Below are 12,855 nucleotides of genomic sequence, written 5' to 3'. Positions count from 1 at the left end.
TCGGAGCGAACGGAGGCCCGCGATGACCACCAGCGTGAAAACCCGCCGTCCCCCCGCCCGGACCCGGCTCGCCGGCTACTTCGCCGGGGTGGTGGTCAACGGCGTCCTGCTGGTGCTGATCAACGGCAGGCCCGGCTGGGCGGTGGTGCCGTTCCTCACCCCGGCGTTCTCCTCGGTGGTCGGAGTCGTCGACCTCGCCTTGGTGGTCGGCGCGGTCACCGGCTTCGTGCACCTGTGGCACGACCCCGAGTGGCTGGTCGCGCTCGACGGCGTGGTGACGACGTGCGCCGGCCTGGTCGCCCTCGTGCGGTTGTGGCAGGTCTTCCCGTTCGACTTCGGCGGCGGGTCGTTCGACTGGGCCGTGGTGGCCCGGATCGTGCTCGTCGCCGGGATCGCGGGATCGGTGCTCGGCCTCGTCGTCGGACTGGTGACCGTGGTCCGGGCGGCCCTCCGGAAGCCCGCGGGTGATCCGCCCGCCGAACGAAAGGCACGGCCATGACCGATACCGCCCTCGCGGGCGCGGACCTGCTCGTCGACCGGTTCCTCCCGCGGTTCGACGTCACGCTGATCGAGCACGTCGTCGCCGACGCCGACATCGGCGAAACCTGGCGCGCCGTGCGCGACCTGGACCTCACCCGGGTCCGGTCCCCGCTGACCGGCCTGGCGGTGTTCTCGCGGACCACGCCGGCCGAGCTGAAGCCCTTCGACCGCGCCACGGGGTTCCCCGGCTGGCTGCGGCTGGGCGACACGCCGGGACGCGAGGTGGTCCTGGGCGCGATCGGGCGGTTCTGGCTGCCCGGCGTCGAGTGGCACGACGTGCGGACGATGACACCCGGCGGGTTCGCGGAGTTCGCCGAACCCGGCTGGTGCCGCATCGTGGCCGGGATTTCGCTTCGCCCCTACGGACCTTCCCGCACGCTGGTCACCTACGAGGCGCGGGCGGCCACCACCGACCCGGAGTCGGCCCGGCGGTTCGCCCGTCACTGGCGGCTGGTCCGGCCGTTCGCCCGCTTCGTCATGCTGGCCACCTTGCGGACGATCCGCGACGACGCGGCGTCGCTCGTCGACGGCCGCACGGCACCGCCGGACGGCCCGGTGCAGCGGTGGGCGCGCCGCCAGTACCGCGGTGCCCGCCCGCACGGCGTGGCCCGGCTGATGAACCGCGGCGCCGCGCTCGCGTATTCGGCGGGCGTGCTCCCGCAGCGGGTCGCGACGCTGGAGGTGCCCGGCCGCGCCACCGGGCGGCTGGTCCGGGTTCCCCTCGTGGTCGCCGACCACGACGGCGAGCGGTACCTCGTGGCGATGCTGGGCGACCGGACCCAGTGGGTGCGCAACGTCCGCGCGGCCGGGGGTCACGTGGTGCTCCGGCACGGCCGCGGGGAAACCGTGCGGCTGGAAGAGGTGGTGCCGGAGGAACGCCCGCCGGTGCTTCGCCGCTACCTCGCCGTCGCGCCCGGCGCCCGGGCCCACATCGCGGTCGACCGGCACGCCTCGCTCGAGGAGTTCGCCGAAATCGCCGCGGACGTCCCGGTGTTCCGGATCGTCCCGGAGGCCCCGGACCCCGGGAACTGAGCGGCCTCGCTCACCGCGGTCCGGCCAGGACTGCGGCAGAGTCGGGCCGGAGGTGGCTGGCGGATGCGCCCCAATGTGGCGTTGGGTGCGTCCAGCGCACCGAACGCCACATTGGGTGCTTCCGGGACCGGAACACCAGACCCAGCAGCCACGCCGGTCACCACCCGCACGTCATGAACGACCTTCATGACGACCCGCGACCCCGGGCAGACCACGCACGACTTTGCCGGGACCCCGGCGGCCGGGCCTCGCCGACCGCGGTGCGCAGGCGGGCGGCGGCGTGTTCCGGGCTGACCGTCGTGACGGGAACACCCGTCGCCAGTTCCAGGCCGGCGGGGATCTCCAGGCGGGGTACCACCTGCAACGACCAGGCGAGGAACGGTGCGGCCTCGTAACCGCACGGCGCGGTCCGCACGACGACGTTGTAGGCCGGGTCGCCCAGTTCGGCGCGCAGGGCGGCGAGGACGGCCCGCAAGCACCCGGCCGTCGCGTGGATCTCCTCCTCGGTCGAGGCCGCGAAGTCCGGTCGCGGGTGGTGCGGGACGATCCGGAACTCGTACGCCGCGACCGGCGCGAACGGCGCGTACGCGACCGCGTGGTCGTCGGCGAAGACGACCCGGCTGCCCTCGCTCAGCGCCGCTTCGAGCTGTTCGTCCGCGAGCCGCCGCCCGTGGTCGCGGTGGTGCGCCCGCGCGGTCTCCAGTTCGCGCCGGGTGCCGGCGGACAGCACGGGCAGGCCGGCCACCTGCGAGTGCGGGTGCGCCAGGGAGATCCCGGCCGCGAGCCCGTGGTTGCGGAACACGACGACCTGGGCGGCCGACGCACGGAGCGACCGGTGGCGGTCCTGCCACGCCGTGAGGACGTCCGCGACCTCCGCCGGTGTTCCGGTCGCGAGGTCCCAGTCGTGGCGCGGCGATTCGATGACGATCTCGTGTTTGTCGGAGAGGGCATAGCGGTTCGGGACCGCGCGGACGCGCCAGCCCGGGCCCGCAGCGGGGAGCCGCCACGTTTCGGGCGGGGTGTCCTGGGCCGGCCCCGGGCAGAACGGGCACGCGGTCCGGCCGACGCCGTGCGGGCGGTCCCGCCGGCCGGGCGCGAGCACCGTCCAGTCCTCGGTTTCGGCGTTCCAGCGCAGTTCGCCGCCGTGCCAGCGCCTGGTCGTCACGATTCCGCTCCGTTCAGAAAGGTGGTGCGGCACTCCGGCGAGCAGAAGAAGCGGGTCTTCCCGGCCCGGACCGCCGTGGGGGTCCCGGCGTCGGGCGGGACCGTCAGCCCGCAGACCGGATCGCGGTGGTCCGACCGGGTCATCAGCGCGCCGGGCGGATCGCCGTGGGCGAGGCCGTCCAGCAACGTCAGCTCGTCGAGCAGGAGCCGGGGGAGGAGGAAGTGCCGCCGCACGCGCTCGCGGCCCGCCGCACCCATCGCGGCCGAGCGGGCGGGATCCCGGAGCAACCCGAGCAGCGCCTTCGCGCACTCGTCGGTCGAGTCGACGAGCACCCCGCCGGCGGTGCCGGCGACCTGCAGCGGGATCCCGCCGGCCCGGCCCGCCACGATCGGCGTGCCCTTCCACAGCGCTTCGGACACCACCAGCCCGAACCCTTCGCGGACCGACTTCTGGATCATCACCGAGGAGAACTTCTGGAACGCGTTGACCTCGACGTTGCCGACGCCCGTCAGGTTGGTGAAGACGTGGATGTCCGGGTCGTCGCGGCCGGCCTCGCCGATCTGGCGGTAGACGTCCCAGCCCTGCGGGTCGTCGAGCGCCATCGAGCCGACCAGCGCGAGCTGCAGCCCGGGTACCTCGGGCCGGACCAGGCGGAACGCGTCGATCACACCCAGCGGGTCCTTCCACGGGTCGAACCGCGACACCTGCGTCACGAGCGGGCGGTCGGGTTCGATGCCGATCCAGTTGAGCACCGCGTGCGCGGTCCGGTCGTCCAGTGACATGTTCTTGGGGCTGAGCGGATCGATGGCCGGGCAGATGATGTCGGCGCGGTCGCGGGAAAGCGTCGGCGGCACGAAGTCCGCCATGGTGAAGACCGTCGCGTCGTAGCGCTCGACGAACCCGCCGAGGTAGTCCCAGGCGCCCGGAGCCGGCTCGGAGGTGTCGACGTGGCACCGCCACACCGATCGCGCGCTCGAACCGTCCGCAAAGGACAGTACGGCGGCGGGCTGCGGGTCGTGCACGAAGACGAAGTCGGCCGCGAGGAAGTCCGGGTCGGCCGACAGCTGCTCGGCATTGCGGCGTGAGGTCTCCTCGTAGAGCCGGATGTCGGCGTCCGTGAGCGGGTCTCCGCCGCCCTGCAGGGCGTTGTGCAGCTTCTTCGTCACGGTGAAGAACGCAGGCTCCCCGCTGATGATCTTCCAGCTCGCGTGGACGCCCAGGTCGTTGTAGAGCGGCACGGCCGAGCGCAGCAGCTCGGAAACGCCGCCACCGTAGGGGGTGGCGCTCAGGTGGACCACCCGCGCGTCGCTGAGCCGCTCCGCGACGGAGAGGAGAGGCTGCACGACCCAGTCCGGTGCGACTGCCCGGTAGGCCGAGATCGAGAGCGTGCCGACGTCGACAGTCTGCATGGGGTCGCCTCTCACTGGACGCGCGGATGTCCACTGTCGGGCACCACGGACGCCTTGGCCAGGGCCCAAAGTCACCGGAACCCCCGGCGGCGGAACGGTCTCAGTGCCCGCCGAACGAGGACCGTTTCCCCTGCGGTGCGCCCCACCGCCCCGGCGATGCTGGTGACACGTTTCCGAGCGATCCGGAGGGCAGGAGAGATGTACACCAGGATGCGGTTGACCCGGCTGCGGCACAGCCTCCTGCCCGGACGCGACTCGCTGGCCCGCCCGTCGGACCGCCTGCAGGCGCGGCTCCTGGCACTGCTGATCCTGCTGGTGCTCGGGGCGACGGCGGGCGCGGTGCCGTTCGGTATCGGCGTGTATTCGGCCCAGTCGGCGAAAGCCGTCGAACAGAGCGCCACCCGCTACCCGGCGACGGCGACCTTGCTCGTCGACGGCCCGCTGCCCGCCGCGGCCGGCCGCGGCGGAACGTCCTACGAGGCCGGCCCGACCCGGGCGACCTGGTGGACCCGCGACGGCCTGCAGCGCGCCGGCGACGTGGACGCACCGGCCGGAGCGGTCGCGGGCCAAGGGATCGACATCTGGCTGGACGCGACGGGTGCGCCCACCCAGCCTCCGCTGACCACGGCCGCGGCGGCGATCGGTGCCCCGATCGCGGCGCTGACCCTGTGGGCGGCGGTGACGTCGATGCTCGTCGCGGCGTACCGCGTGCTGGTGTTCCTGCTGAACCGGTACCGCTTCGCCGAGTGGCAACGGGAGTGGAACGTCCTGCAGACCCGGCGCAAGGGTGACCAGAGCCCGGCGGGTTCTTGAGCACGCGGTGGCGGCGCTGACCCGGGAGGGCCTTGGTCGACGCGGCCGGGGACTTTCGGACCTGGGGAGCCGCCGGACGCCGGTGTTGTGAGATCCAGGACCTCCCGGTGCCCGCGATCGGGCCCGGCGATGTCCTCGTCCGCGTCGAGCACAGCGGGTTGTGCCACACCGACATCCACGCGGCCCACGGGGACTGGCCGGTCAAGCCGTCACCGCCGTTCGTCCCAGGCCACGAAGGCATCGGCGTGATCCGGGAACTCGGGTCGGCGGTGGCAACCGGCAGATCGGGCAGCGGGTCGCGATCGCCTGGCTGGCCGGCGCCTGCGGCGAATGCCGGTACTGCATCTCCGGCCGGGAAACGCTGTGCGAGCAGCAGCGCAACTCCGGCTACTCGGTCGACGGCGCGTTCGCCGAGTACGTGGCCGTTCCCGCGGCGTTCGCCACCCCGGTGCCGGACGACGTGAGCTCCCGTGACGCCGCCCCGCTGACCTGTGCGGGCGTGACCACGTACAAGGCGATCAAGGTCGCCGGGGTGGCACCGGCCGAAACGGTCGCGGTGTTCGGGATCGGCGGTCTCGGGCACCTGGCGCTGCAGTACGCGCGGATCTTCGGCGGGTTCACCATCGGGGTCGACGTGACCGCCGAAAAGCTGGCGCTGGCGAAGGAACTGGGTGCCGACCACGTCGTCGACGCGTCGGCGGGTGATCCGGCCGAGGCGATCCAGGCGCTGGGAGGCGCGGACGTCGCGGTGGCACTGGCGGCCTCGCCCGCCTCGTTCGACCAGGCGTTCCGGTCCCTGCGCCGCGGCGGCCGGCTGGTGTGCGTGGCGCTGCCCGCGGACGGCACGATGAGCCTGCCGATCTTCGACACCGTCCTCGGCGGGAAGTCGGTCATCGGCTCGATCGTCGGGACCCGCAACGACCTCGCCGACGTGTTCGCCCTGCACGCGGCCGGCCGGACGAAGGTCGTCGCCGTCGACCGCAAGCTCGACGAAGTCAACGACTCGATCGCGGACGTGCTGGCCGGCCGGGTCCCCGCCCGCGTCGTCTTCGAGATGTGAAACTCCGCTGCCGCCCGGCCACCGACGCAGGGGCCCGGCAAAGTCGGGTCGGTGCGGTCCGCGGCGTCGCGCCGGCGTCTTGAATGACTCATTCAGGACCTCCGAAGACCTGAATGAGTCATTCAGGACGTGGGGCGAGCGGGTCACCGGCGGCGGAGTGGCCCGGCCGCGTGACTTCGCCGGGCCCCTGGGCCATCGACGAGTGCGGGCATGACTTTTCCGCATACCAGGTCTGCCGACCTTTCACTTTTCGCATGGCCCGAGCGGATCTAGCGTGGAGTCATGGACCTGATCAAGACTCCCTTCGGTTTCCGCAGCACCGCGGCGGAGGTCGCCGCGGGCATCGACCTGAGCGGCCGGCGTGCGGTGGTGACCGGTGCGTCCTCCGGCCTCGGCACCGAGACCGCGCGCGCACTGGCCACGACCGGCGCCGAGGTGACCCTGGCCGTCCGTGACGTCGAGGCGGGGGAGCGTGCCGCCAAGGACATCGCGGCCACGACCGGGAGCACCGCGCTGCGCGTCGCGCCGCTGGACCTCACCGACCCCGACTCGATCGCCGCCTTCACGTCGGCCTGGGACGGCCCGCTGCACATCCTCGTCAACAACGCCGGCGTGATGGCGACGCCGGAGCAGTACACCGAGCAGGGCTGGGAGTGGCAGTTCGCCACCAACCACCTCGGGCACTTCGCGCTGGCCACCGGCCTGCACGACGCGCTGGCCGCGGCCGGCGCCGCGCGGATCGTGGTGGTCAGCTCCAGCGGGCACCAACAGTCGCCGGTGGTCTTCGACGACATTCACTTCGCCTTCCAGCCGTACGACCCGTGGCTCGCCTACGGGCAATCCAAAACCGCCAACGTGCTCTTCGCGGTCGAAGCGACGCGCCGCTGGGCCGGGGACGGCATCACGGCCAACGCGCTGATGCCCGGCGCGATCTACACGAACCTCCAGCGCCACACCGGTGGCCGCGGCTCCGGCAAGGTCCCGCCGGAGCTGATCAAGACGCCGGAACAGGGCGCGGCGACGTCGGTCCTGCTCGCCACCTCGCCGCTGCTCGACGGGATCGGCGGCCGCTACTTCGCCGACTGCAACGAGACCGGGACCATCGACCGCCGCGGGGACGCCGCGCCGTTGCACGGTGTGGCCCGCTACGCGCTCGACCCCGAAGGCGCCGAGCGGCTGTGGACCCGGTCGGAAACCCTGCTCGCGAAAGGAATCGCATGACCCCGAAAGCCGCCCTCGTCACCGGGGCCACCCAGGGACTCGGCCTGGCCCTCGTCGACGGGCTCGCCCAGCGGTGGTCCACTGAGGACACCGTCTACCTCACCGGCCGCGACGCCGGACGCGTGGCCCAGGCCGTCGAGGCCATGCCCGCCGGGGGCGCCCGGGTCCGCGGCGAAGTTCTCGACGTCGCCGATCCGCACGCTCCGGCCCGGCTCGCCGAGCGGCTGGCGGACCGGCACGGCGGGGTCGACGTCGTGTTCGGCAACGCCGTCATGCGCGTCGGGCCCGATGACGACCCCCGCGCGATCGTCGAGGAGTACGCCGAGGTGAACAACTTCGGCACCACCCGGCTGCTGCGGGCGTTCGCGCCGCTGCTGCGCGACGGCGGCCGGTTCCTCGTCGTGGCCAGCTCGTTCGGCACCTTGCGGCACCTGGCACCGGCGCTGCACGACCGGTTCGACGGTCTGTCCTCTTTGGACGAGTTGGACAAGCAGGTGGCCGCCTGGCGTGACGCGGTCAAAGACGGCAGTGCCCGCGGCGGTGACTGGCCGGGGTTCGTCAACATCCCGTCCAAGATCGGCCAGGTCGCGGCCGTGCGCGCGCTCGCCGCCGGGCGCCGTGACGACGACCTGGCGCGCGGGATCCTGCTCGCCGCCGTCTGCCCCGGGATGATGAACACCCCGACGTCGGCGCTGTGGTGGGACGTCCGCGACGCGCCGAGCCCCGCCCAAGCGGCGGAGGTGCTGCTGGACCTCGTGTCGGCGCCCCTCGACCCCGCGCAGTACGGCGAGCTGGTCCGCCACGGCGAAGTCCTGCCCTGGCGGTGAAGCTCCCTCAGGCGGGCGTCGGGCCGCCACGTGCGCCGTGCGACGATCTGCGGGGAACCCGGATCGGACGACGAAGGAGCCTCAGCCCTTGCCGTTGGTGCACGCCCTGTGGTCGCCGGGCCGGGGTCTGCTGCTCTGGGCGGAGCACGACCGGATCGCGGCCGGCCCGTCGAGCCGGCCGAGCCGGATCGCCCTGTCGCACCCGTTCGCGGTCTCCAGCGCGAGCCTGACCGCGCTGCACCCCGGCAAGCCGACGTCGGTGACGCTGCTGCTGCCGTCACGGGCGAACCGGCCCTTCGCGTCCGCCGAGCCGGCCGCCAAGCGGCGGGGCGCGGCTCCGTCGTTGCGGCCGTGGTCGGTCCCGGCCCTGGTCGTGGACGCGGCCGAGCTGGACGACCTCGACGACTCGGCCTCCTACGGCGCTTCGGTCACCTACCTGCGGGCGGTGGCCCGCCTGGCCGCGGACCTGGTGCGGCGCGGGCGGGTCCTGCCGACGCTGCTCCGCCGGGGCGACGCAGCGGAGGCCCGGTGGCGCCCGGTGCTGCAGGGGGTGGACTTCGTCGCGTTCGACGCGCTGGCCGCGGCCATGCCGCCGGTCGGGCGGGCCGAGGAGATCGCGCCGCTCACCGGGGCCTCGCCGCGAGCGCTCGTCACCGATGCCCTGCACGCCCTGGCCGACGCCGCGGTGCGGGATCGGCTGGCGCGGGCGGATCCGCCCGTCGACCTGCGCGGGGGCCGGGGCGCGGCCGGGGTGTGGCTGGCCGCGCTGGCGGGCGGCGATCCCCGCGTCGAACTGCCGCTGGACGAGCTCGGGGTCCTGGCCGAGGCCGTCGCGAAGTGGGACGAAGTCGCCGACAGCGACGTCGTCGACGGCCGGGCGTGTTTCCGGCTGGCCGAGGTCGGCACCTTGCGGCGGCCGGCCGAGGACGATCCGGACGACCAGACCGGGGACGGCACCAAGTGGCAGCTGCAGTTCCTGCTGCGGTCGACCGCCGATCCGAGCTTGCTGCTGTCGGCGGGGCAGATCTGGTCGGGCGAGGCGAACGGCCTGGTCCGGGACCCGAAGGGGCTGTTCCTCGCCGAACTCGGCCGCGCCGCGCTCGTCGAGCCGGTGCTGGCGCCCGCCGTGCGCCGGACGCAACCGGCCGAGTACGACCTGACCGTCGAGGAAGCCGAACAGTTCCTCACCTCGGGCGCGACCCGGCTCGTCGAAGCCGGGTTCGAGGTGCAGCTCCCGGCCACCTGGGACGGCCGGCGCCGGCTCGCGTTGCGGCTGTCGGTCAGCAGCACGCCGTCGGAGCAGGTCGTCACCCGCAGCCGGGTGGGCCGCGACGAGCTGGCCGCGTTCCGCTGGTCGCTCGCGGTGGGCGACGACGAGCTCGGCGAAGAAGAGCTGGCGAAGCTCGTCGCGGCGAAGACCCCGCTGGTGCGGCTGCGGGGGAGGTGGATCAGCGTCGATCCCGAACGGCTCCGCGCCGGTCTCGAGTACCTGCGCCGCGACCCGCACCGGCGCCCCACCGCGGCCGAGGTGCTGGAGCTCGTCCACCTCACACGGGAGACGCCGCTCCCGGTCACCGGCGTCAGCGCCGACGGCTGGGCCGGGGACGTCCTGGCCGGGCGGGTCCAGCAGAAACTGCGGCCGGTCGAGCTGCCGCCGTCGTTCCGCGCCACGCTGCGCCCCTACCAGCAGCGGGGGGTCGCCTGGCTGGCGTTCATGTCGGAGCTGGGGCTCGGTGCGTGCCTGGCCGACGACATGGGCCTCGGCAAGACCGTCCAGACGCTGGCCCTCGAGGCGCTCGAGCGAGCGGACGGCGACCGCGGCCCGACGCTGGTGCTGTGCCCGATGTCGCTGGTCGGCATGTGGCAGCGGGAGGCGGCGGACTTCGCGCCCGGCCTGCGGGTCCACGCCCACCACGGCGGCGCCCGCCTGCACGGGGACGCCCTTGCCGAGCGGGTCGCCGCGGCCGACCTCGTCGTCACGACCTACGCCACCGCCGCCCGTGACGCCGGCGAGCTCGAGACGGTCACCTGGCGGCGCCTGGTGCTCGACGAAGCGCACGCCATCAAGAACGCCGACACCGCGACGGCCAAGGCAGTGCGGCGGTTCACCGCCGGGCACCGGCTCGCGCTGACCGGCACCCCGGTGGAGAACCGGCTGGCGGACCTGTGGTCGGTACTGGACCTGCTCAACCCCGGGCTGCTCGGCAGCAGGTTCGAGTTCCGGCAACGGTTCGCGGTCCCGATCGAGCGCCGGGGCGACACCGCCACGGCCGCCGAGCTGCGCCGGCTCACGCAGCCGTACCTGCTGCGCCGGGTGAAGACGGATCCGGTGATCGTGCCCGAGCTTCCGGAAAAGATCGAAATCCGGCAGGAGTACCGGCTCACCCGCGAACAGGGCACGCTCTACCGCGCCATCGTCGACGAGATGATGAAGAAGATCGAGAACAGCCAGGGCATCAAGCGCCGCGGCAACGTCCTCGCCGCGATCACGAAGCTCAAGCAGGTCTGCAACCACCCCGCGCACCTGCTGCACGACGGTTCGCCGATCGGCCGCCGCTCGGGCAAGGTCAGCCGCCTCGAAGAGATCCTGGCGGAAATCCTCGCCTCGGGTGACCGGGTGCTGTGCTTCACGCAGTACACCGAATTCGGCCACCTGCTCGTGCCCCACCTGACCGACCGGCTCGGCACCGAAGTCGCGTTCCTGCACGGAAGCCTGGCGAAAGGCGCGCGGGACGCGATCGTGGAGCGGTTCCAGGCCGGCGACGGCCCGCGGATCCTCTTGCTCTCACTCAAAGCGGGTGGTTCCGGGCTCACGCTGACCGCCGCCAATCAGGTCCTGCACCTGGACCGCTGGTGGAACCCGGCGGTGGAGAACCAGGCCACCGACCGGGCGTTCCGGATCGGGCAGGGCCGCAGGGTCCAGGTCCGGAAGTTCCTCTGCCCGGGCACCATCGAGGAACGCATCGACACCTTGATCACCAAGAAGCGCGCGCTCGCGGGCATGGTCGTGGGCGAGGGCGAAAGCTGGCTCACCGAACTGTCCACGGACGCGCTGCGCGGCCTGCTCGCCCTGGGGGAGGACGCGATCGATGACTGAGCCGCTCCCGTGGTGGCCGGCCCGGTTCATCCGGGCGCTGACGGCCGTCGGCGTCCTCCTCCCCGCGCAGGGCCAGGGGCACGTCGAGTCCCTGACGGTCGGCGCCGGGCGCGTCGACGCCGAGGTGCGGGACGACCGCGTCCACCAGGTGCGGATCGGGCTCACGGCGTTCGGGAAACCGGACTGGGCGGCGATCACCCAGGCCCTCGCGGCGAAAGCGTCGCTGACGGTGCTGCTGCTCGGTGGCGAGCTGCCCCGCGACGTCGAGCAGATCTTCACCGCGGCCCGGCTGCCGTTGTTCCCGTCGTCGGCGCGGGAGGTGTCCCTGGACTGCACCTGCCCGGCCGCCGAGGTGCCGTGCGGTCACCTGAACGCGGTGTTCTCCGCGCTCGTGGCGCGGGTCGCCGACGATCCGTTCACGGTCCTCGCGCTGCGCGGCCGGAACCGCGAAGCGTTGCTCGACGAGCTGAAGAACCGGCTCATGTCCGCCGAGCCGCGCGACCCCGCCGACACGTCGCCGGCCCTGACCGACGTCATGGACACCTTCTTCGACTGCGGTCAGGCTCCGGGCTTGGGTGCCGCGGCACCGCTGCACGGCCCGCGGACGGCGGTCGACGCGCTGCTGGACCAGGCGCCGCCGTTCGGGGTCACCGTGGCCGGTGCAGACGTCGCCGAGCTGCTCCGGCCGGTGTACCGGGCCCTCGGGCCGGGTACCCGCGGGCCATGACGTCGATCGGATACTTCTTGTCCTGCGAGCAGTACGGCCCGCGTGAACTGATCGCCCAGGCCAAGGCGGCCGAGGCCGCGGGGTTCGAGAAGCTGTGGATCTCCGACCACTTCCACCCGTGGAACGACGAGCAGGGGCAGAGCCCGTTCGTCTGGTCGGTGATCGGGGCGCTGTCGGAGGCGGTCTCGCTGCCGGTGACGACGGCGGTGACCTGCCCGACGATCCGGCTGCACCCGGCGGTGATCGCCCAGGCGGCGGCGACCGCGGCCGTGCAGCTCGACGGGCGGTTCGTGCTGGGGGTGGGGTCGGGGGAGGCGCTCAACGAGCACATCCTCGGCGACCCGTGGCCGTCGGTCGGGGAACGGCTGGCCATGCTCGAAGAGGCGATCGAGGTCATCCGGGAACTGCACGCGGCCGGCATCCGGGGCGAGTCCGTCAGCCACCGCGGGCCGCACTACCGGGTGCAGGACGCCCGGATCTACACGGTGCCGGAGCGGCCGGTGCCGATCTACGTCTCCGGCTTCGGGCCGCAGGCGACCGAGCTCGCCGGCCGGATCGGGGACGGCTACTGCACCGTCATGCCGGACGCCGACCTGGTGCGCGCGTTCCGCGAGTCCGGCGGCGGTGACAAGCCGGTGCAGGCCGGGATGAAGGTGAGCTGGGACGCCGACGCGGACGCCGCCCTCGACGTCGCGCACCGGCTGTGGGCCAGCGACGCGCTGCCGGGTCAGCTGGGCCAGATCATCCCGCGACCGGAGGACTTCGCCGCGGCGATGTCGCTGGTCTCGCGCGACGACGTCGCCGAGGCGATCGTGTGCGGCGACGACCCGAAGGCCCACGCGGAGCGCGTCCGGCAGTACGTCGACGCGGGGGTGGACGAGGTCTACGTCCAGCAGGTCGGCCCGGACCACGACGCGTTCTTCCGCGGCTGGCAGGAGCACGTGCTGCCCGAGTTCCGCTGACC

Annotated in this window: 11 protein-coding genes and 1 pseudogene; 10 read left to right on the top strand and 2 right to left on the bottom strand. The window is 73.3% G+C overall.

Going from position 1 to position 12,855, the window contains the following annotated elements; translation table 11 throughout:
• Positions 1 to 22: 22 nt before the first annotated feature.
• A complete protein-coding gene (locus tag H4696_RS13580) occupies positions 23 to 499 on the top strand; it encodes a hypothetical protein (protein WP_211299639.1) in 477 nt (158 codons plus the stop codon).
• The gene (locus H4696_RS50040; protein WP_225955678.1) at positions 496 to 1,572 is read left to right on the top strand and encodes a nitroreductase/quinone reductase family protein; all 1,077 of its coding nucleotides are present in this window, start codon (positions 496 to 498) and stop codon (positions 1,570 to 1,572) included. Before H4696_RS13580 ends, H4696_RS50040 begins: the two co-directional genes overlap by 4 nt.
• A gap of 184 nt (positions 1,573 to 1,756) precedes the next feature.
• Here the strand turns inward: H4696_RS50040 and H4696_RS13570 are convergent, their stop codons facing one another.
• A complete protein-coding gene (locus tag H4696_RS13570) occupies positions 1,757 to 2,737 on the bottom strand; it encodes a galactose-1-phosphate uridylyltransferase (protein WP_086857872.1) in 981 nt (326 codons plus the stop codon).
• On the bottom strand, positions 2,734 to 4,146 hold the full coding sequence (locus tag H4696_RS13565) for a glycosyltransferase (protein WP_086857871.1): 1,413 nt from the start codon (positions 4,144 to 4,146) through the stop codon (positions 2,734 to 2,736). Before H4696_RS13565 ends, H4696_RS13570 begins: the two co-directional genes overlap by 4 nt.
• A gap of 198 nt (positions 4,147 to 4,344) precedes the next feature.
• Between H4696_RS13565 and H4696_RS13560 the strand changes: the two genes are divergently transcribed.
• From H4696_RS13560 to H4696_RS13530, 8 genes and pseudogenes are all read left to right on the top strand, one after another.
• A complete protein-coding gene (locus tag H4696_RS13560) occupies positions 4,345 to 4,959 on the top strand; it encodes an Rv1733c family protein (RefSeq protein WP_143264995.1) in 615 nt (204 codons plus the stop codon).
• A 107-nt stretch (positions 4,960 to 5,066) separates the two neighbouring features.
• Positions 5,067 to 5,356 (top strand): annotated as a pseudogene (locus H4696_RS51515) (alcohol dehydrogenase catalytic domain-containing protein); the annotation flags it as partial.
• A 21-nt stretch (positions 5,357 to 5,377) separates the two neighbouring features.
• The gene (locus H4696_RS50030; protein ID WP_420831563.1) at positions 5,378 to 6,019 is read left to right on the top strand and encodes an alcohol dehydrogenase catalytic domain-containing protein; all 642 of its coding nucleotides are present in this window, start codon (positions 5,378 to 5,380) and stop codon (positions 6,017 to 6,019) included.
• 282 nt (positions 6,020 to 6,301) lie between these two features.
• The gene (locus tag H4696_RS13550) at positions 6,302 to 7,240 is read left to right on the top strand and encodes an SDR family NAD(P)-dependent oxidoreductase (protein WP_086857869.1); all 939 of its coding nucleotides are present in this window, start codon (positions 6,302 to 6,304) and stop codon (positions 7,238 to 7,240) included.
• The gene (locus tag H4696_RS13545) at positions 7,237 to 8,067 is read left to right on the top strand and encodes an SDR family NAD(P)-dependent oxidoreductase (RefSeq protein ID WP_086857868.1); all 831 of its coding nucleotides are present in this window, start codon (positions 7,237 to 7,239) and stop codon (positions 8,065 to 8,067) included. The genes H4696_RS13550 and H4696_RS13545 overlap by 4 nt, the downstream gene beginning before the upstream one ends.
• Positions 8,068 to 8,155: 88 nt before the next feature.
• Positions 8,156 to 11,164, top strand: a complete 3,009-nt coding sequence (locus tag H4696_RS13540; RefSeq protein ID WP_086857867.1) for a DEAD/DEAH box helicase — start codon at positions 8,156 to 8,158, stop codon at positions 11,162 to 11,164.
• On the top strand, positions 11,157 to 11,891 hold the full coding sequence (locus H4696_RS13535) for an SWIM zinc finger family protein (RefSeq protein ID WP_086857866.1): 735 nt from the start codon (positions 11,157 to 11,159) through the stop codon (positions 11,889 to 11,891). Before H4696_RS13540 ends, H4696_RS13535 begins: the two co-directional genes overlap by 8 nt.
• Positions 11,888 to 12,853, top strand: a complete 966-nt coding sequence (locus H4696_RS13530) for a TIGR03557 family F420-dependent LLM class oxidoreductase (protein WP_086857865.1) — start codon at positions 11,888 to 11,890, stop codon at positions 12,851 to 12,853. The genes H4696_RS13535 and H4696_RS13530 overlap by 4 nt, the downstream gene beginning before the upstream one ends.
• Positions 12,854 to 12,855 lie beyond the last annotated feature (2 nt).

This window comes from Amycolatopsis lexingtonensis (assembly GCF_014873755.1).
Classification (GTDB): domain Bacteria; phylum Actinomycetota; class Actinomycetes; order Mycobacteriales; family Pseudonocardiaceae; genus Amycolatopsis; species Amycolatopsis lexingtonensis.
The sequence above is the reverse complement of the archived record's forward strand: the minus strand, read 5'-3'. Positions and strand labels throughout refer to the sequence as shown.